Below are 23,370 nucleotides of genomic sequence, written 5' to 3' on the forward strand. Positions count from 1 at the left end.
CAATGGCAGATATTATAAAACTCTTGCCAGATCATGTTGCCAACCAAATTGCGGCGGGAGAAGTGGTGCAAAGACCAGCTTCTGTAGTAAAGGAACTTTTGGAAAACGCTATTGATGCTGGAGCTACTACCATAAAATTAGTGATCAAAGAAGGTGGGAAAACCTTGATCCAAGTAATTGACGATGGGGTGGGAATGAGCGCTACAGATGCCCGATTAAGTTTTGAACGGCATGCTACTTCTAAAATTCAAAAAGCGGAAGATCTATTCAACCTACATACAAAAGGGTTTAGAGGAGAGGCGCTGGCTTCTATTGCTGCTATTGCCCATGTAGAAATGCACACCAAAACCGAGGAAGATGAAGTAGGGACCCATTTAAAAATAGAAGGCAGTACCATTGTTTCACAAGAAGTTACCGTGACTCCAAAGGGGACTTCTATGATGGTGAAAAACCTGTTTTTCAATATTCCTGCACGTCGTAATTTTTTAAAATCAAGTCAGGTAGAACTTCGTCATATTATTGAGGAATTTCAAAGGGTAAGTTTGGCACACGCCAGTATTTCCTTTCATTTCTATAATAATGGAAACGAGTTGTTTAATTTGCCTAGCTCTAACCATAGGCAACGAATTGTCAACCTCTTTGGAGGGAAAATAAAAGAAAAATTAGTGCCTGTAGATGAGGAAACACAGGTAGTTACTATTAGTGGATTTATAAATAAACCAGAATATGCCAAGAAGAGCAGGGGAGAACAGTTTTTCTTTGTCAACGATAGGTTTATAAGAAGCCCGTATCTGCATCATGCAGTGGTATCGGCCTTCGATGGTCTAATAAAAAAAGAAAATCATCCTGGATATTTTTTATATCTCACAGTGGATCCGGCGTCTATCGATATCAATATTCATCCGACCAAAACCGAAATTAAGTTTGATGATGAACATACCTTGTACGCTATTCTAAGATCTACGATTAAACATAGTTTAGGGCAGTTTAATGTAATGCCTTCCTTGGACTTTGATAAGAATCAGAACTTGGAAACGCCTTATGAATACAAGGATAAATTGGTTCAGCAGCCTAAAATAAATGTAGATTCTAACTTCAACCCTTTTAAGGAAGAGATGCTTAGAACTAATTATAGGCCTAATTTTCAAAAACAATCGACCAAGGGTTGGGAAAGCATGTATGTTGGGATGGATTCCGAGGACGATGAAAAGGAAGCAGATACTAGTATCACCTATGAGTCCGATACTATTACCGGTTCAATTTTTGAAGGGAAAAAATCTAATTTCGAAACTGCGTCCACGACTTTTCAACTAAGAAGGAAATATATAGTTACGACCATTAAATCTGGTATGGTAGTTATAGATCAAAGTAGGGCGCATCAAAGAGTTCTCTATGAGCGTTTTTTAAAAAATATTACCATTAAAGGAGGTGTTAGTCAACAATTATTATTTCCCTTAAGATTGGCTTTTACGAAATCCGATTGTGCTATCATCCAGGAGATTAAAGAAAGTTTAATTACTGTAGGCTTTGTTTTTGGGACCATAGACGAAGAGGAAGTAGAGATTACCGGAGTTCCTTTGTCTGTGCCGGAAAGTGAGGTGGGAATGATTTTAGATCAATTGATATCAGATTACCAACAAGATTTCGTGGTGGATGGTTTTTCCCAAACTGATGTTTTGTCAAAAACACTGTCAAAGTCTTTAGCAGTAAAAACCGGTGAAATATTGGATAGTGATTCCCAATTGGCGTTGGTAAACGATTTGTTTGCATGTAAGGAATCGGGAGTAAGTCCTTTTAATAAACCAATATACGTGACCATTACGGAGAGCGATATAGATAAAAAATTTTTATAAATGGGTAGAGTGACAGACGCTGTAAAGCATTTGATTATAATTAATGTATTGTTCTTTTTTGCGACACAATTATATGGGGATCAAATGTATCAGTGGTTTTCCCTTTGGTTTCCTAAAAATGAAAATTTTGTTTTATGGCAGCTGATTTCGCATATGTTTATGCACGGAGGCCTTATGCATATATTATTTAATATGTACGCCTTATGGGCATTTGGATCGCCATTGGAGCAGATGTGGGGAAGGAATAAGTTTTTCTTTTTTTATTTTTCTGCCGGAATTGGAGCCGCCCTTATCCATACTGGCGTAAATTATTACTATTTTAATGAAGGAATGGATGCCATATTGAGTTCAGGGATCTCTAAAGAACAAGTATTGGAGGTGGTATCTAGTGGTAAATATAGTCCCAGTTGGTACGAATTGGCCTCTAAGAGTACTATTGATAATTTTTTAAGTTCTTTTAGTACTCCTGCCGTAGGGGCTTCTGGGGCAATTTATGGTATATTAGTGGCTTTTGGAATGTCTTATCCCAATAGCGAACTGTTTTTAATGTTTGTGCCAGTCCCGGTTAAAGCGAAGTATTTTATACCAGTGCTTATAGGGATCGATCTATTTTCCGGAGTGACAGGATATTCCATCTTTGGGAATGGCATTGCGCATTTTGCTCATGTGGGTGGAGCTTTGGTTGGATTTTTGATGATGTGGTATTGGAAAAAAAATCAATTTAATAATAACCGTTGGGATAGATAATGGATACAAAAAATATTACATATCAGTATAATAGGTTAAACATAGCCGAAAAGCTTATTGTAATTAATGTATTCATATTTATTGCCGCCGGCCTGTTGAAAATTCTCTTTGGGTGGTCTGGAGCTACCATTACTCAATGGTTTGAACTGCCAAAGGATTTTTTCCAATTCCTGACACAACCTTGGTCTATTGTTACCTATTCTTTTTTTCACTCTGGTTTTGGCCATGTTTTTTGGAATATGATTATGTTGTATTTCTCTGGAAAAATATTTCTAAACCTTTTTGACAATAAAAGATTTATTAATGTCTACTTCCTAGGAGTTATTTTAGGAGGATTGATATTTCTATTGTCCTATAATATATTTCCGGCTTTATTGGGGATTAATACTTCTCTTATAGGGGCTTCTGCTGGGGTAACTGCTGTGCTGATCTTCGTTTGTACCTATTTGCCAAACCAAGAGGTACGTGTCGTTTTCTTTAATGTTAAACTATGGCATATTGGCGTATTTGTAGTAGCTCTAGATCTGATACAGATTTCTTATGGAGGTAACGTCGGAGGGCGTTTGGCTCATTTAGGAGGGGCTGCTTTAGGGTATTATTATGCTCGCCAACTTTTTAAAGGCCATGATATAGGTAGTGGTTTTTCTAAATTTTTGGGGTATATGGAAGAGCTTTTTAAAAGAAAGGATAAAAAAGCTCCTTTAAAAACAGTTTACCGTAGGGAAAGCTCGGGAGCAAAGAGCAAGGAGTTTTATGATAAGGAGAGCCACCAGCGTAAAATAGATGCTATTTTGGACAAAATTAGTAAATCTGGCTATGAAAGCCTTTCTAAGGCCGAAAAGGATTTTTTGTTCAAAGCAGGTAAAGAATAAGGTCTTGAAAAATCTACATTTTTTCGATAAAATAGTCTTCCTGTTTAATGTGCTCTTAGCATTTTTATTGCTAATTTCTTTTGTTGCTCCCTATATTTCCGTAGTTCATTTTCCTTATCTGTCTGTATTGAGTTTAGGGGTGCCTATATTAGTACTGATAAATATGCTCTTGTTGTTTTATTGGACCCTTAGGCGTAAAAGGCAATTGCTGCTTTCTTTGTTGGTGTTGAGTATTGGTTATTTGTGCTCGGATAGCTTTTTTATGTTTAAGATAAAGGAAGAACCTATTGTAGCGGACCAATTAAATATTATGAGTTACAATGTCCGTGGATTTAATAAATATAATTGGATAGAGGATACGACCGTTGGCGACCAAATTATTGATTTTATTAAAGTCGAAAATCCTGATATTCTGTGTATTCAAGAATTTTCCCGTATCAAGCATGGGGATTTAAAAAATCATTTCAAGTACCACTATATTAGCGAAATGCGTGGCGAAAAGAAATCCTTGCAAGCTATTTATTCAAATTATCCCATCCTGTCAAAGGGCTCTTTAAACTTTCCTCAGAGTCAGAACAATGCTATTTATGCCGATATCCAATACCAAAAGGACACGATAAGGGTTTACAATTTGCATCTAGAATCCTTAAGGGTAATACCCAGTGCAGAAGTCCTAACGCAAGAGGCTTCCTCCAAGCTATATAAAAGATTGGGGAACTCTTTTGGTAAACAACAGGAACAGGCAGATATTTTTCGGAAGCACTGCAATATGGCCCCTTTTAAAACGATTGTATGTGGCGATTTTAATAATACACAGTTCTCTAACGTGTATAAGGTAATCCGAGGAGACATGAATGACTCCTTTATAGAACAAGGAACGGGTTACGGACGGACTTTTAATTTTGAGTATTATCCGATGCGAATAGATTTTATTCTTGCCGATGATACCATAGAAATAAAAGCACATAAGAATTTCAACCTAAAATTATCAGATCACTTTCCGGTAATGGTTTCTTTTGATATGGATGATGATCAATAGCTAAGAAGTTGAAGGAGGAGGATCATCGTACTTCTCACAATGGATTGGTTTGCGCTATTAACAGTTGAACCTCCAAGTGGCATTCCGAACTAAAAAAACAAGGGGATAAAAAAGGGCTCCAATTGGGCCTCATGTATCTAATTATCCTAGTAAGCAAGATGGTTATAGTTCATCTACTATTTGTTCAGCAGAGGTAACTCCTTTAGGTAATTCTATTACCTTTAAATTTCTAAAATGGATTTCGGCTCCTTCAGATTCTAGGCAGAGGTATCCTTTTTTAATGGACGACTTGCTGATTCCGTTTACAAATTTCCCGTTTACCGATAATTTTACGGTGCCGTCGACACAAATTACTATGTAGCTGTTCCACGCTCCCTTTCCTAGAGATCTGTTTTCCAATGACCTACTTCTGGTTCCTCTAGGGTTGTCCGGAATGGTAGTAACCCCGCCCACGCCAAACAATTCTCCGTGTACATAGGCTATGGGTGGCTTTACGCCGTCGCGTATATTCTGGTTTACCCAATCTAGCTCTAACATCTGTACTTCTACACCCCCTGGAAGTCTGTTTTTCTCCCCGGGTATGGCGTCGCTCCATACAAATATACCAGAATTTCCTCCTGCTTCCATATGGCGCCATTCTACGGTTAGAATGAAGTTTTCGTACATCTTTTCGGAGCGTATAACGCCTATGGGTAGCCCCTTGCATACCAGAAGATCGCCTTCTTTATGCCAGGTATCTGGCTCGGTATTAACATTGATCCATTTAATTTCTTGGACATTTGCCTTGTCGCCAGATACCAAGTGATCAAGACTGGTTTCGGTACCAAAGAATAGGGGGTTTTCTTGTGCTTTTATTTTTAAGCTGCTGCCCCATAGTGCAAAGAGGCATAACAATAAGGAGGGCTTCATATTAAATTGGTGGGTTATTGGGCTGTTTGCTCCTTTGGGGCGTGCTCGCCAAAAAAGTAGACAGCGGTTGCTTTAAATGTTATTTAGGATTAGAAGAATTTAGTTTTACCGGGTATGGCCACTGGTGGAGTAGGCCACTTTAAATGCCAATTGTATTCCTCTATTTTGGGGCCGAGGTTTTCCTTGGAATTAAAAACTTGATCCCAGGTGAGGGTTTGGCCGGTGTAGGCAACCATACGAGCCCAAATGGCCAGCATGGTACTTTTGGACATCCATTCCCCATCGTTTATAGGCTTCCCGTTTCGGATGGAGGCAAATAGCTCATCTTGCTCTGTCTGGAACATATTATTCCTTTCCCCGTCATAGGTATAGTTGTTCTTACCGGTGATTTCATATCTGCGTCCAATATGGGTTATAGAAGTGCCTTCGGTACCTAGGGCCTCTACGCTGTTCCTATGGGAGGTGTTGTTTTGTTGCCTAGTAAAGTGGTAGCCCTTGGCCCCGTTTTCATATTCGAACTCTACCGCAAAATGATCGTATATATTTCCATACTTACTATCTACACGTACTTGTCGGCCTCCAGTTCCAGTGGCACTTACAGGCATTTTATCCCCCATTACCCAAGACATCATATCTAGGCTATGTACTGCTTGTTCCACTACTATATCGCCCGATAGCCAATTGTAGTAATACCAGTTGCGCATTTCGTAGGCCATATCCGTCCAATCTGGCTGACGGTCCTTATACCATGCCTCGCCTCCATGACGAAAGGTAGTTACGGTTCTGATGTCCCCAATCTGACCATCTAGGATACGCCCAACAATTTCCCTGTTGGGATAGTCATACCTAAAACAAAAACCTGACACTAGGGAAAGCCCCTTTTCCTTAGCTTTTTTGGCGGCGGCCAATACTTTGTGTATTCCGGGTGCATCTACGGCAACGGGTTTTTCGCAAAATACATGTTTCCCTGCTTCTACCGCAGCATTTAGATGGTCTGGTCTAAAGGCCGGTGGAGTGGTAAGCAATACCACATCCACGCCCGAATCTATTACTTTTTGGTAGGCGTCAAATCCTATGAATTTATTTTCTGGAGCAACCTTTACCTTGTTTCCCATGGCTTTCTGCAACTCTCTATGTGCTAAATTCAATTGGTCTTCAAACACATCGCCCATGGCGTATAGAATTACGTTTGGATCTGCTTGTAAGGCTTGGGCGGCAGCACCGGTTCCACGACCACCACAGCCAATTAAACCCACTTTTAGGGTGGAGTCTTTATAAAGGCTATTGGCGCCAAAGGTAAGTACTGGCGATACTAAGGATCCTCCGAGCAGGGCCATGCCTGATTTTTTGATGAAGTCTCTTCTTCCCGATGGAAAAGTGGGGTAGATTTTATGATTTCCCATGGTATTTTATAAGTTTGCTATGTTAGGATAAAATGAAGCATATAAAATAGTAATTATTTTCTATTCTTTAAAAGAGGAAGGACAAAAAATTATAAGAATTTGCATTGCTGCCTGCTTCTTAAAAAGACTGCTAGTTAAAAAGGAGTGTATTTATGCGGGGTCTACCCTGTAACCAAGATATATAACTACATTAAAAGGCAATCCGTTATGTCTGCTGCGATATGGATTACCAAGGCCAATCCGAATATCCTGGTTTTTTTGGGGATTAACATCGCTACATACAAAGCAATAGCCCAGTAGGTATGCAAGGGGTGAAAATTAATACTGCAGCGATTCGGATCAAACAATGGGTCGGCGAATACATGGTCTATATCTATTATTATTCCTGCCAATAAAATAGCGATTACAGTGAACCGCTGTTTTTTATAGAAAAGGAGGCCTATAGCAATAGGAACAAGAAAATGTATTCCGTAATGAACGCAAAACCTAAGCATTTAAATAGGTTAAATGAATGCTTTTAAGGTAAGAAAGCGCGTTGGGGCCTTCGTTAAAAAGCAGGTCTAATATGCTAAGATTCTTTATAAAATGGTGTCGATCATCGAAAACCTGTACATACTCAGGTTGTTCTAGTGCTACTTCTTTTTTGGATAATATTAAAAATCTTCCGTCCTTATCCGGACCCAAATCTTTTTTGAATTCCGAAGTTCTTGTCGTAGGCATTTTTATTTGAAGGCAATCGCATACGGCAGCTGTAGTAGCTAAATTGTACTCCATCAAAAACTTGTATTCATTTTCAAAGAGGGGCGCAAGCTCATCCTCGTAGAATTCAAAGAAAGGCGAAGTTCTATAGGCAGTTTGCAAGGTGCGCCAATGTTGTCTTTGCCATTGATAGGAATTATCGATCTTAAGTTCTGAATATTTCTGCTTACCACTAGTTTTTTTCTCGTGCTTTATAGGGATATTAAGCATGTGCATGCCTATGTCCGTGGCAATATAGCAGCGGTTTCGAAAGGTTTGTTTTTGATAATTATCATGAACTTCCCAACAAATATTGTTCTGAACAATAGCGGCGAAATTAGCGATGTTAAGAAAGTAACCAGGGTGAAGGACAAGTGTCATGGTTGTGAATAAATCTTAATTAATACGAATGTTTTATAGGGCGTTTTAAGACCGGTCCTAAAACAGGTTCAAGAAGCAAAGGATAGTAGTTCAGGGTGTCAGGCTACTATCCCATGCATGGTGTTATTCTTCGGTTTTCGATTAATAAAATTGGAAGCCGTTATTTTATTTTTATTGGTCTTCTGTTTTAGCTTGTTTCTTTTTTCTAAAATAATCAAAGGCAAACCAAGCTCCTAGGGCAATTAAAAAATATTTAAAATAAGAGACTGGTTCTCCATCGCCACCAACAGTGGTGAAAACCCTATCCCATCTAATTTTCCAATTGCTAAGGCCGTCATTAATGCCATCTACGCTCATCCAAATAAAAACAGGAGTACCTACGACATGGTCTTCTGGAACATACCCCCAGTAGCGGCTATCTTCTGAACGATGTCTATTATCTCCCATCATCCAATAGTAGTCTTGTTTAAAGGTGTAGTTGGTTGTTACTTCCCCGTTGATAAGTATTTGGTTTCCATTTACCGAAAGGTCGTTTCCTTCGTATTCCTTAATTATTTTTTCATATAAGGGAAGCACTTCGAGGTCTAGAGGAACCGTTTTTCCTTCTTCCGGGATGTAAATGGTCTTCATATTGTCAGAAGTTCCAGCGTAGGCGGCGTTTTGAGGGAATACATCGGTATGAGGAATGGTGTAAGCGAACTTTTTTATGTCAGTAATACCAGCTTTTCCGATATAATTCTTAGCTTCTTCTTCTGTTAAGAGGAAAAGGGCCTTGTTTTTTACTTCTTCAGCCTTAAGGTAGTTAATGGCTTTTTGGTTACTGATGCTACCGGTATAATAGGTATAGGCGCTATCAGAACTTACCTTATCTAAATGCATGGCGCTAATAACCTCTTGGGCGCGATCTTGTTCCAAAGAACTTGCTGGGACACGTATTACGTTTCCAGACACGTTCTCCCTACCTAGAAGGTCAATGGAGGCAGAAGTGAATTGATCGGCCACGGTTACGGTGTGTAAAAATTGTGGTTTTGCCCTATAAGGTAGCACCGTTTTTTTGCCATTGATGTGAACATAGCCATCAACAATAGAAAGGGAATCACCAGGAACTCCAACACATCGTTTAACGTAGTTTGATTTTTTGTCTATTGGTTTTCTTACCCCTGCCTGCTTTTTAAAGAATTGGTATACCGTATCGGCAGGCCAACTGAAGACTACAATATCATTTCTTTTGATTTTTTTAAAACCGGGGAGTCGCAAATACGGAAGCTGTAGTTTGTTCCAAATCGAAGTTTTGTAAGTAGCCGGATCTACATCGGCTACATAGGACCTTGATTTAAAAACAGGTAAGGTATCGTGTACCATGGGTGCCGCAACCGTGGTCATTGGGACACGGGCACCGTAATGAAATTTACTTACAAAAAGGAAATCGCCAACAAGCAAAGTCTTCTCTAAAGAAGATGTTGGGATGACAAAGGGTTGAATTAAGTATGTGTGTACCAGGGTAGCTGCTACAATGGCAAATACTATGGAGCTTACCCATTCTCCAATAGCTGTTCTTGGGTGAAGATCCCTGTTTTCGACATATTTGACGTCTAAAAAATAATTTACATAATAGATATATAAACCAAGGGTTAATAGTGCTAGCCAAGTGTCAACTAAGGAATTTTTGCCGAAACTACGGATGGTTTCTACCCATATCACGGGAAACATTAACAAATTGATGATGGGTATGAAAAGTAATATAACCCACCATTTTGGCCTGCCAATAATTTTCATTAGAATAATGGCGTTATACACGGGTATGGCAGCTTCCCATGCCTTTCTTCCCGCCTTTACATAAAGTTTCCAAGTACCCAAAAAATGTATAACTTGGATAATAAGAATAAAAATAATCCACTGTGTGCCGTTCATAATCTATTGGTGTTGATTAATGATGAAGGGACCTTAATCCCGCCATAGTTAAGTCTTAGCTGTCTTGTTTTTGTTACGTCCCTTAACTTAGGTTTAACACATCTTTCATGGAAAAAACGCCTTTTTTACCAACAATCCACTCGGCTGCTACAACGGCACCAAGTGCAAATCCTTCCCGATTATGGGCGGTGTGTTTAATTTCAATCGAATCAACTGCGCTATCATAAGATACGGTATGGGTTCCCGGAACATCGGCAATGCGCTTGGCTGTAATGGCAATCTCGTTCTCGTTTGCCGTATCCAATTGCCATCCTGAGTAATCGGTTTCTTCAATAATACCTTCAGCCAAGGTTATTGCCGTTCCACTAGGGGCGTCAAGTTTTTGGGTATGGTGAATTTCTTCCATACTGACGTTATACTCTTTAAGTTGCTTCATCATTTTGGCTAAATATGAATTTAGTTCAAAAAACAAATTCACGCCAAGGCTATAGTTGGAGGCATAAATAAAGGCGCCATTTTTTTCTTTGCAAAGGCTTACGGCCTTGTCATAATCTTTTAACCATCCGGTAGTTCCGCAAATGATAGGAATATTGTGTTCCAAACAACTTTTAATGTTGGAAAAAGCGGCATTGGGCATACTAAAATCGATGGCGACATCTATTTTTGAGTAGTCGATATCTGTAGTATCCAAATCAATTTTTTCTACAATGGTATGGTTTCTGTTTAGGGCGATTTGTTCAATCATTTTTCCCATTTTACCATAGCCAAACAAGGCAATATTCATAAATTAAAACTTAATGGTTAGAGCCAAACCATAAACAGGGTTGGCGGTAATTTTATTTATATCCAAATATGGCCTAAAATCCATACTTAGGTTATCATCTACATTAAATTGCTTTAAATGGGCGTCGACATTGGCGTCTACTATATTTAAAACATATATTCCTATAGTGGCTAAAAGCCACAAATCCCTATCGTTCTGATACCTTTCTTGGGCGTCTTCCAAGGCTTTATCAGAAAAATCGGGGGCCGACCCAGGAGGGTTTGGGCTGCCTAAGTCGTAAAATTCGTCATCTGTAAATCCGGCTTGCCTACGTTTAAAAGCTGAACGGAAGCGATCATAGAGATCGTCATTGTACATATAGGCATAAACGCCGGTGCCAATAGCCGCAAATACAATGGGAGTTTTCCAGTAACGTTTGTTATAAATTTGTCCAAGACCGGGAAAAACAGCGGAATAAAAAGCAGCCTTACTAGGTGCCAAGGGATTAATACCTCTTTTTTTAATGGCGAGGGTATCTATAATAGTGATGCCTTCTTTTTTAAGAGAAGTCTTTATGGAGTCTGAGGGTTGAGATTTGTTCTTGTCGTCTTGAGCCGTGCCAAGAACTACAAAAAAACAAAAAAACACCCATGATACAAGAGTTTTATTCACCTGTGATCAATTTTTTTAATCGACTAAATTCTTCCTTAGAATTAAAGGCAATAGTGATTTTACCTTTTCCTTTTTCCGAGGCTTTAATATCTACTTTGGTGGATAGGTAGTTAGAAAAAGAACCGAGATTTTCTTTAATAAATTCTGGCTGAAGGCTAGGCTTTTTCTTGGCTGAAGGAATATTTTCCCCAGCATCGCCATTTAGTATTCTTTCTTGATATTCTTTAACAGCTTTCTCTGTATCTCTGACCGAAAGGTTTTCGCCTACGATCTTCTCATATAATGCTATTTGGTCTTTTTGCTTCTCTATATTTACCAAAGCCCTACCGTGGCCCATAGAAACAAACCCATCTCGAATACCGGTCTGAATAATAGGATCTAACCGTAGTAAGCGCAGGTAATTGGTTATGGTAGAACGTTTTTTTCCGACCCTTTCGCTCATTTTTTCCTGAGTCAATTGAATTTCATCAATTAATCTTTGGTATGACAAGGCTATTTCTATAGGGTCTAGATCTTGTCGTTGGATATTTTCTACCAAGGCCATTTCTAAGGACTCTTGGTCGTTGGCAATACGGATATAAGCCGGAATGGTTTCCAAACCGATCAGTTTGGAGGCTCTAAAACGTCGTTCCCCAGAAACTAACTGATAGCTGTTAAAATCGAGTTTTCTGACCGTAATGGGCTGAATAACCCCTAGTTCCTTAATGGAAGAGGCCAGTTCTTGTAGTGCTTCATCGTTAAAATTGGAACGTGGTTGGAAAGGGTTTACTGCGATACTTTCCAGATCTAATTCTACAATATTGCCTACTACTTTATCGGCATTTTTGTCGGATACCGATTGAATATCATTATTAGGGTCTTTTAATAAGGCCGATAGGCCTCGTCCTAGTGCTTGTTTTTTGATTGCTTTCGCCATTATACTGTTTCCTTGTTTTTCACTACAACTTCATGGGCCAAATTTAAGTAATTGGCAGCTCCTTTACTACTGGCGTCGTATTTAATAATGCTTTCTCCGTAGCTAGGGGCTTCGCTAAGTCTAACATTTCGTTGAATGATAGTGTCGAAGACCATTTCGGAAAAATGTTTTTTTACTTCTTCCACGACCTGATTTGATAAACGTAGCCTAGAATCGTACATGGTAAGTACCATGCCTTCTATATCTAAGTCTGGGTTATGGATTTTTTGAACACTTTTAATAGTGTTTAATAACTTGCCTAATCCTTCCAAGGCAAAATATTCGCACTGAATAGGGATCATAACAGAATCTGCCGATGTTAAGGCATTAAGCGTCAGAAGCCCTAAGGAAGGAGCGCAGTCTATAAGAATATAGTCATAATCGTTTTTCAGGTCTCTTATTGCTTTTTTCATCATATACTCCCTTTCGTCCTGATCTACAAGTTCTATTTCAATAGCAACAAGATCGATATGGGCAGGAATAAGGTCGACATTAGGAGAAGAGGTTTTTACAATCATTTCCCTGGCAGCTTTGGTATGTTCCAAAAGTTGATAGGTACCATAGGCTACACTTTCGACATCGATACCTAAGCCAGAAGTGGCATTTGCTTGTGGATCAGCATCAATAAGTAATACTTTTTTTTCCAAAACCCCCAAAGAGGCAGCCAAGTTTACCGAAGTAGTAGTTTTTCCTACTCCTCCTTTTTGATTCGCAATAGCAATTATTTTGCCCATTTTCCTAGTAAGTTAGAGGGTAAAAATACAATTATTTATGGTGTTATAAAATGTAATTTGTTAACACAAAGTGAATAACTTACGGTATATTTTGTTAAATAAAGTTAATAACTAAGGGTGGTCGCGAACAATAAATGATTATAGGGGCTTAATCGATCAATATTTTCAAAATCTCAATGGCGGCATCGCTTATTTTAGTCCCGGGACCATATATAGCCACCGCTCCGGCATCAAGTAGGTAGGCGTAATCCTGTTTAGGAACTACCCCTCCTACGATCACCATAATATCTTCGCGCCCATGGGCCTTTAATTCCTGTAATACTTGCGGCACCAATGTTTTGTGGCCTCCTGCCAATGAGGAGATACCTAGAATATGCACATCGTTTTCCACGGCTTGTTTTGCGGCTTCTGCCGGGGTTTGGAAAAGGGGGCCTATATCTACATCGAAGCCTAGATCGGCATAGCCGGTTGCCACTACCTTAGCTCCACGATCGTGACCATCTTGGCCCATTTTAGCAATCATGATACGTGGCCTACGGCCATCTTGCTCTGCAAAGGTGTCGGCCAATTCGCGTGCTTTTTTAAAGCTATCGTTGTTCTTTATTTCTTTTGAATACACCCCGGTAAATGATTTTATTTCGGCTTTATGGCGCCCAAAAACTTCTTCAAGAGCCAAACTTATTTCGCCTAAAGTAGCTCTTGCTTTTGCAGCCTTGATCGCTAAAGCTAATAAATTTTCTTCATTATGAATCTGTCCTTGCCTGCTTTTGTCTTTGGCCGATGTTTTTTGATGGGCTGTATCTGTCAGGTCTTTTAGAGCCTGCCTCACCGCTTCTTCCTTTCTGTTTTTCTTTACTTCTGCTAAACGGGCCAATTGCTGCCTTCTGACCGCTGCATTATCTACTTCAAGGATTTGAAGGGTATCATCTGCGGAATATTTATATTTATTAACACCTACAATTATATCCCTATCACTATCGATACGAGCTTGTTTTTTTGCGGCAGCTTCTTCAATTCTTAATTTTGGAATACCTGCTTCAATAGCCTTGGTCATCCCGCCGAGAGCTTCTATTTCTTCAATTAATTCCCAAGCTTTTCTTGCAATTTCGTCGGTCAGTTTTTCTACGTAGTAACTTCCTGCCCAAGGATCTACCGTATTTGTAATTCCGGTCTCATGTTGCAAAAACAATTGGGTGTTTCGGGCAATACGGGCCGAAAAATCGGTGGGTAGGGCAATGGCCTCGTCCAAGGCATTGGTATGCAAGCTTTGGGTGCCCCCAAAAACAGCCGCGGCCGCTTCTATGGTAGTACGTGCAATATTGTTAAAGGGATCATGCTCGGTCAGACTCCAACCGCTGGTTTGGCTATGGGTGCGCAACATCAAGCTTTTTTCGCTTTTTGGATGAAACTGTCGTACCAGTTTGGCCCATAGTAATCTTCCCGCCCTCATTTTGGCGACTTCCATAAAATGGTTCATTCCTATGCCCCAAAAGAAAGATATCCTAGGAGCAAAGGTGTCTATAGTCATTCCTGTTTTAAGTCCGGTTCTAATATATTCGAGGCCATCGGCCAGCGTATAGGCCAATTCTATGTCTGCCGTAGCCCCTGCTTCGTGCATGTGGTAACCAGAGATACTGATACTGTTAAACTTTGGCATATGCTTGCTGGTATACTCAAAAATATCGGAAACAATTTGCATCGAAGGTGCTGGGGGATAGATATAAGTGTTTCTCACCATGAATTCCTTTAGGATATCGTTTTGTATGGTCCCAGCAAGATCTTTGATAGCAACGCCTTGTTCTTCTGCTGCTACGATATAAAAAGCCATAATAGGTAAAACGGCACCGTTCATGGTCATGGAAACCGACATTTTATCTAAAGGGATATCCTGAAATAGAATTTTCATATCTTCAACGGAATCAATGGCTACACCGGCCTTGCCAACATCGCCTACCACCCGTTCATGGTCGCTGTCATAACCTCTATGAGTAGGAAGATCAAAAGCCACGGAGAGGCCTTTTTGCCCCGCTTTTAAATTTCTACGGTAAAAAGCATTGCTTTCTTCCGCGGTAGAGAATCCGGCGTACTGTCGTATGGTCCATGGCTTTTTTACATACATAGTAGAATAGGGACCTCGTAAAAAAGGGGGTATCCCGGCTGCAAAATTTAAATGTGGTATTCCTTCAATGTCCTCCTGGGTATATAGAGGTTTTAAAGCGATCCCTTCAGCAGTTTCAAAAGGAGTGAGCTTTTCTTTCCCAGAGTTGGCCGCCATCTTCTTGTCCTGCAAACCTATGGGCGATTCTTGGGAAGGAACTAGTTGTATGTGTTGAAGATTTTTTCTTGCCATGGTTTCTAAAGATGATTAGGTAGGTTCAGTACGATACTTTTTGATGTTATACAACCAAAAATTAAACGGTAATGCTAATTGTTTATGGTTGTTCTTGTTTTAACCTATTTTGTTCCAGGGTTTCGGACAGTCTTTTCTCTATGATGGGTTCAATAAGGGTTTTTCTGGCTTTGGTTTTTACAAAAGGGTAAAGCTCTAGCATGTCTTTCATTGTATCTTCCTTGGAACGATATTTATTGGTTCCAACAAGGATTTTTTCCTTATAGTTAAATAACTGTTCTTCCTTGCCGGCACTTTCCTTGATCTTTTTCTGTATTTGGTGTTCCTTCAACTGTACCAAAAAGCCTCCGCCTTTTTCAATTAGCTTAAAGAGCTCTAGAGCTTTTGAAGCTAGTTGGTGTGTTAGGGTTTCTATATAATAGGAGCCCGCTGAAGGGTTGTTTACTTTGTCAAAATAGCTTTCATTTTTTAGAATCAGCAACTGATTTCTGGCCATGCGTTCCGCAAACTCGTTATCCCTGTGATAAATAGCATCATAGGGAGTGTTACAAATTGTATTGGCCTCGCCCAAAATGGCCGACATACATTCTGTAGTAGTACGGAGCAAATTGGTATTGTAATCGTAAATGGTTTTATTGCGTTTGCTAGGCATACCAATAATATGGCAATTGGGATTGGCACCGTATTCGGTGGCCAAGGAGGCAAATAGCCTGCGTAAAGCCCTTAATTTTGCTATTTCAAAGAAATAGTCGCTACCCACGGCTACTATAAAGGTAATGGTATGCTGCTGCATCCCTGCTTCCAGGGTATTGTTTAAATGGTTTAAATATTCATTGGCATGGGCTAGGGCATATGCCAATTGTTGGGTGATGTTAGCACCTGCATTTTGATATAAAGCCATATCTACCCCCAAGGTCGTAGCGTGGCCCAGTGATACTATAGCGTCTAAATTCTGATGGTCTTCTTTTAGGTTGACGAACCAATTGCCTTGCCTAGCCAAATGACCGATGATATCTATATTCAGAAAGATTTTGGCCGATTTGTTTTTGCTAAACTCGAGGATGGACTTCGTATAATTCTCGGAAAGAAACTGAAGGTTAAAATAAATAGGAGTTGTCCTAAGATCTATCCCCTTTAACAGCTCTTGAATTTCGGTTTCTGGGGAAGGCACTGTAAAATAAATGCTTTCGGCGCCACGGGAAATAGCATCTAAAGCTTTATCGTTGGCTACAATGGCATTTCCCGCGAATATCTTTTGACAAATTCTCCATTTACTTTCCTGAGGAAAGGAGTTCAATGGTAGGTCTATTAAATCTTCTGAATTGTAAAATGGCTTTACCTTAATACCTTCAGGTGATTCCCAGACCAAGGTTTCGTTATAGTCGGCCCCTTTAAGGTCTACCTGAATTTTTTGTTTCCAAGCCTTGGATGATGTTTCGGAAAAGTCACTAAATAGATCGGGTTTATCCATTATTTTTTAGTTTTTAAACTATCCTCGTATTCTATTAAATAAATTTCTTCGTTTTTTCTTTTTAGATAGTACTGTTCCCGGGCAAATTTTTCGAGCTGGTTTTTGTCCGATAATTTTTCGATAATCAATTTGTCTTTGGCAATTTCTTCTTTTAAAAACTCTTGTTGTTTTTCTAATTTTTCAATTTCCTCTTTGAGTTCCCAATGTATTAAAAGGGAATTGGTGTCAAAAAAAACCATCCAAATGACAAATACCGTAAGGATCAGTACATAGGTGTTGGTAACAATGCCAAACCATTTTTTCTTTCTTATACCTTTAATACCCATATATGATTATCCTATTTTGTCGTTTATAATGGTACGTACGATATCTACGGCAACGGTATTGTATTTATTGTTAGGAATTATAATATCGGCAAATTCCTTGGTAGGTTCAATAAACTGATCGTGCATGGGCTTTAAGGTATGTTGGTAACGGTTAAGTACTTCCTCTAAATCACGTCCACGTTCATTAATGTCTCTTTTTAACCTTCTAATGAGGCGTTCATCCGAGTCTGCATGGACAAAAATCTTAATATCGAACAATTCTCGAATTTCTGGTTGTGTCATGATTAAAATTCCTTCTACGATCATTACTTTTCTAGGGTGCGAAAGAATAGTGTCCTCGGTTCTATTGTGCTTGACAAATGAATACACCGGTTGGTGTATTGGCAAGCCTTCTTTTAGGCTTTTCAGGTGACTGACGAGCAAGTCAAAATCTATGGCACGTGGATGATCGAAATTTATTTGTGAACGCTCCTCATAAGTCAAATGGGACAAATCATTATAATAGGAGTCTTGAGAAATAACTCCCACTTCCTCATTAGGAAATTCATTGATAATTTGGTTGACAACAGTTGTTTTGCCACAGCCTGTTCCTCCCGCAATCCCTATAATTAGCATGCTTATGTTTTTTGTTTCAAAAATAAGGATTTGGCACGAAACCAACCCGATTAAAATAAATGGCTACCGTTTATAAAATATGTTTTTATAGCACAGTGCACCAAAATTGTCTTTTTAAAGCTAAAGGTGAAAAAACTAAAATAATGATATAAAAATAGTTGATACCTATTGTTCAATTTTTCTGTTATTGGATCCGGTCCTATTTGTTTTTCTTCGACTTCTGAAGTCTTTTTACATAAAACGTATGGTTAAAAAGCATAGGTGTTTTCTATTTCAAAACCTTTGGTAGCATCTTTGGGAAAGTTAAGGAATGTTTTTTTAACAAAAAAATGGATTAAATATAGTGAAATCCCTATGATTTATTGGTGTTTTGTATTTTGATAAGTGTTTAAAAATTAACAGATTGTGGACGTGTATATTAAATATCTTTGTTTTTGTAATTGTTGCTAATATATGAGAAGCCTCTTTTTTATTTTCTTCGTTTGTTTTTTGTTTTTATGTCCTTTGTGGGCACAGAAAGCTTTGCCTCTACGTCTTGATGAGGCTGACTTAAAACCCTTAAGGAGTTTAGAACACACCCTTTTGCAAAGGAATTTAGAGAAGGAACTCATGGCCAATGCCCGTTGGAAATATCTCATGAACCAAAAGAAAATGGCTGTCGGGATTGTAGATTTAAGAAATCCTCAACAGGCAAAATTTGCCAGTATCAATGGGGCCCATATGATGTATGCGGCAAGTTTGCCCAAAATAGCAATATTATTAAGCTCAATGGATGCCATAGAAAAAGGAGAGTTGCAAGAAACTGACGAAATTAAACGAGACATGCGCTTAATGATCAGTAAATCTAACAACCAGGCTTCTACAAGAATGATAGACCGATTAGGATATGATAAAATAGCGTCGGTAATGACCGACCCTCAATACAAATTTTACGATAAAAGTCGCGGGGGCGGTCTTTGGGTAGGAAAACGCTATGGAGGAGGAGGGGACACCAATAGGGAACCCTTGAAAAACTTATCGCACGCTGCTACTGTGAATCAGGTTTGTAGGTATTATTATATGTTGGTGAACGGAAAATTAGTAAATAACCAACGCTCCAAACAAATGCTCGACATTATGGGGGAACCAGAACTACACCATAAATTTGTAAATACACTAGACCAAATTGCACCCACGGCAAAATTGTTCCGGAAATCGGGCTCTTGGAAAAACTTCCATTCGGACTCAGTTTTAGTCTGGGGAAAAAATCCTTCTAGACGTTATATTCTAGTAGCATTGGTCGATGATCCCAATGGGGACGAAATTATTAGGAGCCTAGTAAGGCCTATAGAAAAAGTTTTAAAGAATACCGTAAATACAGTAGCCTTAAATTAAGTCGACCTAATAAACACCTTAAGAATTTTCTTCTGGCTATATTGATTTTAGTCTCCTTGTAATCAATTATTTTCTTAAATTACCATATGATGAATTTTGTGGGATCGTGGTCCTTATGAGCAGGATCATATATAAGATTCTGTAGGAAACTTAATATAAAGAGCTAAGAACGTAACCATAGATGCTAAGAACTGTACTGACAAGATTATTCGATATACGCGAGGGTGAGTACAAGGTGTCCTTATGGATGCAGGCATATATTTTTATAATCATTGCCACCTTGCTTATTATTAAGCCAACTGTAAACGCATTGTTTCTTTCAGAATTAGGGGTAGAAAATTTGCCTTTTGCTTTTTTATGGGTGGCCTTAACAGCAGTGATAAGTTCTTATTTCTATTCTAAGGCGCTACGTAAATTCGCCCTTAATAAAATAATAGAAACCACTCTCATGGTTTCTATAGTGCTTCTTTTAGGGCTAGGGGTATTTTTACAATTGGGGGCACGCACCAATTGGGTGCTCTATTTCTTTTATGTTTGGGTGGCTATTTATGCCGTTTTATCGGCTTCCCAATTTTGGGTATTGGCCAATTTGGTGTTTAATATAAGGGAGGCCAAGAGATTGTTTGGATTTATTGGCTCTGGCGCAATTTTGGGCGGTATTTTTGGAGGCTACCTCACTTCCTTGTTAGCACCAATCATAGGGGTCGAAAATGTCATCTTTGTAGCCGCTGGTTTATTGATGTTAACACTACCATTATTGCGAAATACTTGGCGTAATAGGGTAAAGAAACTCAATGATTTTAAGCAAAAAAAACGAAGTATATCCCCAGAGGAAAGGCCAATTGCCCTCATAAAAAAATCGAAACACCTTAGTTATCTGGCCGGAATAGTCGGAGTGAGCGTTTTGGTAGCCAAATTAGTCGACTACCTCTTTAGTGATTTTGCCTCTTCTGCTATTCCCGACCCCGATGATCTAACTTCCTTTTTTGCCTTTTGGTTTTCGACTTTCAACGTTTTATCCTTAGGGATTCAATTATTTTTCACCCAACGGGTGGTTGGTGTTTTTGGGGTAGGCTTTTCCCTGGTCTTATTACCGCTTGGGATATTGATCAGTAGCAGTTTATTCTTTGTTTTCCCTGAGCTCGCTATTGTCATTTTAATTAAAGCGATAGATGGCACCTTAAAACAGTCCATCAACAAAAGCGCCATAGAACTCTTATCGCTGCCATTGCCTTTTGAATTAAAGAATAAAACGAAATCCTTTATCGATGTGGTAGTCGATAGCATAGCTACAGGTATAGCTGGTTTTATTTTGATTTTTGTGATCAAGGGCTTCGAGTTAAGTACTACCTATATTGTTTCTATCATTCTTATACTAGTAGGAGTCTGGGTGTATTTTGTAAAGAAAGTGAGAAGCGAATATTTTAAAACATTCAGGGAAAACCTAACATTAATGACCGATAAGAGCGGTCATAAAAAACTGCAAGTAAAACCTGTTTCTGTGATACAGGGAATGAAAACAGTTTTTGAAAGCGGCACCGAGACACAAATATTGTTTATGCTTAAAAAGCTTCTCGAAATAAATGACAAACGATTTGAGTTAGAAGTGCAACAACTATTATCGCACCCAAGTGATAAGGTAAAAACGGCAGCCATAAAGAACATGTATTTCTTAAATAGCAATACTATGGTTACTCATATACCAGCACTGTTAAAGTCTGAGGACGAGGAACTTGTTACTGAGACGCTTGCTTATTTATTATTGCATTCCAACAAAAATAGTGCTGTAGTTTTTGACAGCTATTTGTCAGATGAAAATATGCATATTTCCGATGCTGCCCTCTTGTGTTTAGCGCGTGAGGCTAGGGATAATTACTCCTTAAAACAACACTACAACTTAGAAGGACTCATTGAAAAGAAGATAAGTTATTTAGCAGCTCATCCCGAGGACGAATTTGGCTTACATATGCTGTTAAAGACCATTGGTGCAGCCAATTTACCTAAGTTCCATTCTTTTCTTATAAAGTACTTTGAGCATGCAGATGCGAAGGTTGTACGTATTGCCATTGAAGCTGCCGGCGCTACTTTAAATGGAATGTTGATACCCCATCTACTATCTTTTTTACCTCATAAAGGGTATCGGGAGAGCGCTATTTTAGCCCTGCATAACTATGGAAGGGAGCTGCTTCCCCAATTAAGGACAATGGTGGCAGACCGAAAAACAACGGAAGCCTATCATCAATATATTCCCAAGGTCATGGAAATGTTCAATTCTCAAGAAGCAGTCCGGAATTTGTTCTTTTTGCTAGAAGATAAGGATTTAAACATGCGACTGGAGGCCCTGCGTTCCCTGAATAATTTGAAGCGAAATACGCCAAGGTTAAAATTTAATAAATTTAAAGTGGTAGCGATTATTCTGGAAGAATGTAATATGTACCATCAAACTTTATCCGCTATGCATGCACAAATTATTATTGCTTACCGAAACAGGAAAAAGTCAAAAATACAGGTGAGTGCCGAGGAATATGATGCCAGATCTACTTTGTTAGACTTGTTGGAAAGGCGGTTAGATTTGGGTCTTGAACGAATTTTTAAACTATTGGGGTTAAAGTATCAACAAGGCGATGTTGAAATAGCCTATTCGGGTCTCCTTAGCGAACGGCAAGAAGCCCAGGCCAATGCCATAGAGTTTTTGGACAACCTTCTTACTGGAAATCTTAAGCGAACCCTATTGCCCATTGTCGAGAGTACTATTTTAGACGTTACTACCGATGAAGGGATACAGAAAATTAAGCATAAGATTCCATCAGAATTGGACTGTTTCCAAATGTTGATGGAGGCGCATGATTTAAAATTAAAATTAGCTGTTTTATATCTTATTAAAGTACAAAAGGACATTCGCTACCTTCCCCTTCTTGAAAAATTAAAGGATAGTGAGGAAGTTAAAATACGAACTTTTGCCCAAGAGGCTTTGTTGGCGTTGGGGAATGTCGCTAGCCCTTCTTAACAATTTTATCAATATTGGTCGCTAGGGTCATATGGTCAGTAGCCGAATTTTTCCGTAGTACATTGGTCATTAAGACCACAAAATAGGTACAGTTGTTAGGATGTTCTATAATAGCTACGGAATTCATAAAGTTGCTTATGTTCCCCATGTATTTACCGCAGGGCTCACCACTGGTTTTGTTGCATTGGTAGAGGCTTCCAGATTTAAAATATACGGCTGCCTCTTTTAGGGCGGGCGATTGAGCATATCTAATACGGCGATCTGTCATATACATAAGGCGTTTCATTTCCAAACTCGAATTTTGATCGACCACATTGCCTTGTTCTAATTTGATCAAAAACTTCATTATACCTATAGGGCTACCAATACTACCTCCTTTATCGCCTACATAGGTATTGGCTCCTTTGGTGAAAAAACTTCCCAAACGCCATTCGTCCGTAGTAATCCCTAATTTTCGTAGCGGTTGGTTTACCACACTGTTTCCTAAATCTGTCAGTTCTTTTCTCGGGGTAGTTGCAAAATAGGAATCTGCCTGTTCTTGGGTCAAGTTGGGGTAGTCCTTGCCAAAAGCGGCCATAAGCATTGCTTCGCGCCATACGATACTGGCAGCGCCGTTATTGCTTACCGATAACATATGGTCTGTCCATTCAAATAAGCTAAATACATCACTCGGAATCACTTGCCTTTTAATCAGTTTATGGGTTTCTACATTAAAAATAGGAATGGTATGCGAATCTGTCATTCCCCATTGGCCAGCTTTTACAGATTTAGTACGCAATAACTCGAGTCGTTTTTCAAAGGATTCGGGGTATATATTTGCCAATTGGGTAAACAGGGCTGCTAATACGGCTATTTTTCCGACACTTCCAGGTTGGTAACCGGCGGTTTCATTTCGCTTGGCAAAACGAAGGTTCTCCGGATCCGAAATATCTAAAACGGCAATGGAATAGCTTTTGTCCAAGCCTTTAAAAAGCCCATTGATTTCGCTCTGAAAGTTGTCATTTACCTTAAAAAAGGAATTGGTGCTATCATTTTTTTTGGCAGTTAGGTTTAGGGAAATATCCATATAAGACTTCATGGCTCCCGGTGGAAGGGTGCTCGGTTCTTTGATAACGCCATTTTTTATAAGTTCTACTCGCAGTAGTCGTTTAATACCGGTACGGGTATACCCATCAATAGGATAGTAGGCGATGGTGGTAAAGGCCAAACAGAATAGTGCAGGTACTAGAAATTTTAAATGTTTTTTCATC

20 protein-coding genes are annotated in these 23,370 nt (G+C 39.1%); 6 read left to right on the forward strand and 14 right to left on the reverse strand.

Going from position 1 to position 23,370, the window contains the following annotated elements; all coding sequences use genetic code 11:
- The first annotated feature begins 2 nt into the window (after positions 1–2).
- Genes mutL through BUA16_RS12185 form a run of 4 tightly spaced genes read left to right on the forward strand, consistent with a single transcriptional unit; the run spans position 3 to position 4,511 of the window.
- A complete protein-coding gene (mutL, locus tag BUA16_RS12170; RefSeq protein ID WP_072765028.1) occupies positions 3–1,853 on the forward strand; it encodes a DNA mismatch repair endonuclease MutL in 1,851 nt (616 codons plus the stop codon).
- Positions 1,854–2,600 carry a rhomboid family intramembrane serine protease gene (locus tag BUA16_RS12175; RefSeq protein ID WP_072765029.1) on the forward strand — a complete coding sequence of 249 codons (747 nt, stop codon included), beginning with the start codon at positions 1,854–1,856 and terminating at the stop codon, positions 2,598–2,600.
- Positions 2,600–3,472 (forward strand): rhomboid family intramembrane serine protease, encoded by an 873-nt coding sequence (locus BUA16_RS12180; protein WP_072765030.1) that lies wholly within the window; start codon positions 2,600–2,602, stop codon positions 3,470–3,472. Before BUA16_RS12175 ends, BUA16_RS12180 begins: the two co-directional genes overlap by 1 nt.
- A 4-nt stretch (positions 3,473–3,476) precedes the next feature.
- A complete protein-coding gene (locus tag BUA16_RS12185) occupies positions 3,477–4,511 on the forward strand; it encodes an endonuclease/exonuclease/phosphatase family protein (RefSeq protein WP_072765062.1) in 1,035 nt (344 codons plus the stop codon).
- 162 nt (positions 4,512–4,673) lie between these two features.
- Here the strand turns inward: BUA16_RS12185 and BUA16_RS12190 are convergent, their stop codons facing one another.
- The 13 genes from BUA16_RS12190 to udk all read right to left on the reverse strand — a co-directional run bounded on the left by BUA16_RS12190 (position 4,674) and on the right by udk (position 17,739).
- Positions 4,674–5,420: a 3-keto-disaccharide hydrolase gene (locus tag BUA16_RS12190; RefSeq protein WP_072765031.1), complete on the reverse strand. Its 747-nt coding sequence runs from the start codon at positions 5,418–5,420 to the stop codon at positions 4,674–4,676.
- Between the two features lie 89 nt (positions 5,421–5,509).
- Positions 5,510–6,823 carry a Gfo/Idh/MocA family protein gene (locus BUA16_RS12195; RefSeq protein WP_072765032.1) on the reverse strand — a complete coding sequence of 438 codons (1,314 nt, stop codon included), beginning with the start codon at positions 6,821–6,823 and terminating at the stop codon, positions 5,510–5,512.
- 185 nt (positions 6,824–7,008) lie between these two features.
- Positions 7,009–7,317, reverse strand: coding sequence for a DUF6122 family protein (locus BUA16_RS12200; protein ID WP_072765033.1), 309 nt, complete (start codon positions 7,315–7,317; stop codon positions 7,009–7,011).
- The gene (locus tag BUA16_RS12205) at positions 7,310–7,942 is read right to left on the reverse strand and encodes a WbqC family protein (protein ID WP_072765034.1); all 633 of its coding nucleotides are present in this window, start codon (positions 7,940–7,942) and stop codon (positions 7,310–7,312) included. Before BUA16_RS12205 ends, BUA16_RS12200 begins: the two co-directional genes overlap by 8 nt.
- A gap of 171 nt (positions 7,943–8,113) precedes the next feature.
- A complete protein-coding gene (lepB, locus tag BUA16_RS12210) occupies positions 8,114–9,853 on the reverse strand; it encodes a signal peptidase I (RefSeq protein WP_072765035.1) in 1,740 nt (579 codons plus the stop codon).
- 82 nt (positions 9,854–9,935) lie between these two features.
- Positions 9,936–10,637: a 4-hydroxy-tetrahydrodipicolinate reductase gene (gene dapB, locus BUA16_RS12215; protein ID WP_072765036.1), complete on the reverse strand. Its 702-nt coding sequence runs from the start codon at positions 10,635–10,637 to the stop codon at positions 9,936–9,938.
- A gap of 3 nt (positions 10,638–10,640) precedes the next feature.
- On the reverse strand, positions 10,641–11,288 hold the full coding sequence (locus tag BUA16_RS12220) for a DUF5683 domain-containing protein (RefSeq protein ID WP_072765037.1): 648 nt from the start codon (positions 11,286–11,288) through the stop codon (positions 10,641–10,643).
- Complete coding sequence (locus tag BUA16_RS12225) at positions 11,281–12,204, reverse strand: ParB/RepB/Spo0J family partition protein (RefSeq protein ID WP_072765038.1); 924 nt, start codon at positions 12,202–12,204, stop codon at positions 11,281–11,283. The genes BUA16_RS12220 and BUA16_RS12225 overlap by 8 nt, the downstream gene beginning before the upstream one ends.
- Entirely contained in the window at positions 12,204–12,977 is a 774-nt protein-coding gene (locus tag BUA16_RS12230; protein WP_072765039.1) for a ParA family protein, read from the reverse strand. Before BUA16_RS12230 ends, BUA16_RS12225 begins: the two co-directional genes overlap by 1 nt.
- Positions 12,978–13,125: 148 nt before the next feature.
- Positions 13,126–15,327 carry a methylmalonyl-CoA mutase gene (scpA, locus tag BUA16_RS12235; protein WP_072765040.1) on the reverse strand — a complete coding sequence of 734 codons (2,202 nt, stop codon included), beginning with the start codon at positions 15,325–15,327 and terminating at the stop codon, positions 13,126–13,128.
- An 82-nt stretch (positions 15,328–15,409) separates the two neighbouring features.
- Positions 15,410–16,798 (reverse strand): methylmalonyl-CoA mutase subunit beta, encoded by a 1,389-nt coding sequence (locus BUA16_RS12240; RefSeq protein ID WP_072765041.1) that lies wholly within the window; start codon positions 16,796–16,798, stop codon positions 15,410–15,412.
- Positions 16,798–17,124 carry an FtsB family cell division protein gene (locus tag BUA16_RS12245; protein WP_072765042.1) on the reverse strand — a complete coding sequence of 109 codons (327 nt, stop codon included), beginning with the start codon at positions 17,122–17,124 and terminating at the stop codon, positions 16,798–16,800. The genes BUA16_RS12240 and BUA16_RS12245 overlap by 1 nt, the downstream gene beginning before the upstream one ends.
- A gap of 6 nt (positions 17,125–17,130) precedes the next feature.
- Entirely contained in the window at positions 17,131–17,739 is a 609-nt protein-coding gene (gene udk, locus BUA16_RS12250) for a uridine kinase (protein WP_072765043.1), read from the reverse strand.
- A 582-nt stretch (positions 17,740–18,321) separates the two neighbouring features.
- Here udk and BUA16_RS12255 point away from each other — a divergent pair.
- A complete protein-coding gene (locus BUA16_RS12255) occupies positions 18,322–19,113 on the forward strand; it encodes a serine hydrolase (protein ID WP_317045396.1) in 792 nt (263 codons plus the stop codon).
- A gap of 181 nt (positions 19,114–19,294) precedes the next feature.
- Entirely contained in the window at positions 19,295–22,120 is a 2,826-nt protein-coding gene (locus BUA16_RS12260) for an Npt1/Npt2 family nucleotide transporter (RefSeq protein ID WP_072765045.1), read from the forward strand.
- On the opposite strand, the gene BUA16_RS12265 is transcribed toward BUA16_RS12260, so the two are convergent.
- Positions 22,107–23,369 (reverse strand): serine hydrolase, encoded by a 1,263-nt coding sequence (locus tag BUA16_RS12265; protein ID WP_072765046.1) that lies wholly within the window; start codon positions 23,367–23,369, stop codon positions 22,107–22,109. The two genes, BUA16_RS12260 and BUA16_RS12265, sit on opposite strands and share 14 nt — an antisense overlap.
- Position 23,370: the final 1 nt, after the last annotated feature.

Origin of the sequence: Arenibacter nanhaiticus (assembly GCF_900141935.1) — a bacterium.
GTDB classification, from domain to species: Bacteria; Bacteroidota; Bacteroidia; order Flavobacteriales; family Flavobacteriaceae; genus Arenibacter; species Arenibacter nanhaiticus.